Origin of the sequence: Salinivibrio sp. MA427 (genome assembly GCF_001996115.1) — a bacterium.
Classification (GTDB): Bacteria; Pseudomonadota; Gammaproteobacteria; order Enterobacterales; family Vibrionaceae; genus Salinivibrio; species Salinivibrio costicola.
In genome coordinates this window covers 1-2,390 of sequence record NZ_MUFH01000422.1, presented here as the reverse complement: position 1 = coordinate 2,390, position 2,390 = coordinate 1, and the positions used below count along the sequence as shown (strand labels likewise).

2 protein-coding genes and 1 pseudogene are annotated in these 2,390 nt (G+C 47.9%); all 3 read left to right on the top strand.

Annotated elements, in window-relative coordinates:
- A partial coding sequence (locus tag BZG79_RS15230; protein WP_206779507.1) for a GAF domain-containing protein occupies positions 1-412 on the top strand: 412 nt, incomplete at its 5' end.
- 115 nt (positions 413-527) lie between these two features.
- Positions 528-1,126, top strand: a pseudogene (gene proQ, locus BZG79_RS15225) (RNA chaperone ProQ).
- Between the two features lie 17 nt (positions 1,127-1,143).
- A partial coding sequence (locus BZG79_RS15220; protein ID WP_199878027.1) for a PDZ domain-containing protein occupies positions 1,144-2,390 on the top strand: 1,247 nt, incomplete at its 3' end.

Here is a 2,390-nt window from a genome sequence, read left to right as displayed (position 1 = left end):
GGCTTTATGTGAAGGTGAGCCTAACCTTATCGCTAAGCTTGCTAATGTGAGCGCCTTGCTAAATAGCCAACTTGACGATATCAACTGGGTGGGATTTTATCTTGATGACGGTGACGAGTTAGTGCTTGGACCATTTCAAGGCCAACCCGCGTGTGTTCGTATTCCTTTTGATAAAGGTGTATGCGGTGCGGCTTATCGACAAGATATTGTCATGCGAGTTGAAGATGTCCATGCTTTTGAAGGACATATCGCCTGTGATGCCGCCAGTAACGCTGAAATTGTTCTGCCAGTGCACGTCAACGGACAACGGCATGCGGTACTCGATATTGATAGTCCAAGTATCGGTCGATTTGACCAAGAAGATGAGCATGGACTGGCTACCTTGGTCAAAGAAATGCAAAAACACTTATGATTTCGCCAATCTTGGTAGTTTTTTAATATCAGGTATCTATAATACGCACCACTTTCATACTTAAATACACGTAGATACGCTGCTGCAGTTTTGCTGCAGCAGGCCAGGAAAAAACATGGAAAATACTGAAAAGCTCGCGAACAGCAAAGAAGTCATTGCCTATATTGCTGAACGTTTCCCTAAATGTTTTACTGTTGAAGGCGAAGCCAAGCCATTAAAAATTGGTATTTTTCAAGATCTTGCGACTCGTCTTGACGGCGATCNTATCTGCACAGCGTGAAACCCGGTGCGTCACGCGTCGATTTAGATGGCAATGCGTGCGGCGAGTTAGAGCAAGAGCATATTGATCATGCGGCTCAGGCTCTAGCAGAAAGTAAAGCACGGGCCGCTGAGCGTCGTAAGCAACAACAGGCGAAAAAAGCGGAGTCTCAGGCGAAAAACGGTGAAAAAGCGCCAGCCAAAGGCAAAAAAGCGGCAGCGCAATCGGCAAAAGGCCGTACAAGTAAACCAAAGCCCGCTAAAATGACTAAGAAAGAGAGTGAGCCACGTCGCGAACTCAGCGCCAACGACGTTGTCGTAGGCAAAGACGTAAATGTGAACATGGGCAATGGTAATTTACCTGCGACCATTGTTGAAATTAATAAGGATGAGGTGCGGGTTCGCCTAACTAACGGATTAACCATGTTAGTAAAAGCGGAGCACCTCAGCGCCTAAAGGAGACTCCTCGACGCATGTTTTGTCGACGCCGCGTTTCGGCGATTGCTGCCAGCCTCATGCTGGCAGCATCTGCCCAGGCCATAGAGGCCGATTTTCAACTCAGTGAGTTACCTTCACTCTCTGCTGAACCTCAACACGAAACCGCTTCTAAGCGGGTAACCTCTCGTTTTACCCGATCGCACTACAAGCAGTTTACGCTCGATGACGCGTTCTCAGCGGCTATTTTTAAACGCTACCTTGAAACGCTGGACTATAACCGTGTCTTTTTGACTCAGGATGATGTCGACACGCTATCGCGTTGGGAAGATCGTTTAGATGACCAATTAAAGGCGGGTGAAACAGAAGCCGCGTATGCGATTTATAACCGGGTTCTCAAAAAGCGCTTTGAACGCTATCAGTACGCTTTAAAAGTACTCGATAAACCGTTTGATTTTTCCGCAGATGAGAGCATGGTACTGGATCGTACTGAGCGACCATGGGCGGCAAATCAAGCGGAGCTTGATGCGATTTGGGACAAGCGAGTCAAAAATGACGCATTGAACTTACGCCTCACGGGGAAAGAGGATGATGCGATCCGCGACACCCTAGGGAAACGGTATAACAGTGCGTTAAAACGCCTCACACAAAGCCATAGTGAAGATGTGTTTCAAGTCTACATGAACGCCTTCGCCCGTGAGGTTGATCCGCATACGAGCTACTTATCTCCCCGTAATGCCGAACAATTTCAATCGGAAATGAACCTGTCTCTTGAAGGGATTGGTGCCGTTTTACAGGTCAAAAACGAATATACCGTCATTCGTTCTCTGGTTGCTGGAGGCCCTGCGTCCAAGTCAAAACAGTTGTCACCAGGTGACCGCATTATTGGTGTTGGCCAGGAAGACGAATCGGTTGTCGACGTTATTGGCTGGCGTCTGGATGACGTGGTGGAACTGATCAAAGGCCCGAAAGGGAGCGAGGTTCAACTCAAAATTCTTCCTGAAGGCGCTAATGCTAAAAGTTACAACGTCACGTTAACCCGCGATAAAATTCGTCTTGAAGATCGTGCGGTGAAGTCGGAAGTGATCGCGCGCGGCGAAGATAAAATTGGTGTACTCACGGTACCGGGGTTTTATGTCGGCTTAGCCGATGATACCAAAAAAGAATTGGCAAACTTACAAGAGAAAGATGTCAGTGGCATCGTTGTCGATTTACGTAATAACGGTGGCGGGGCGCTGAGTGAAGCAACGGCGCTCAGTGGTTTGTTCATCGACAAAGGCACGAT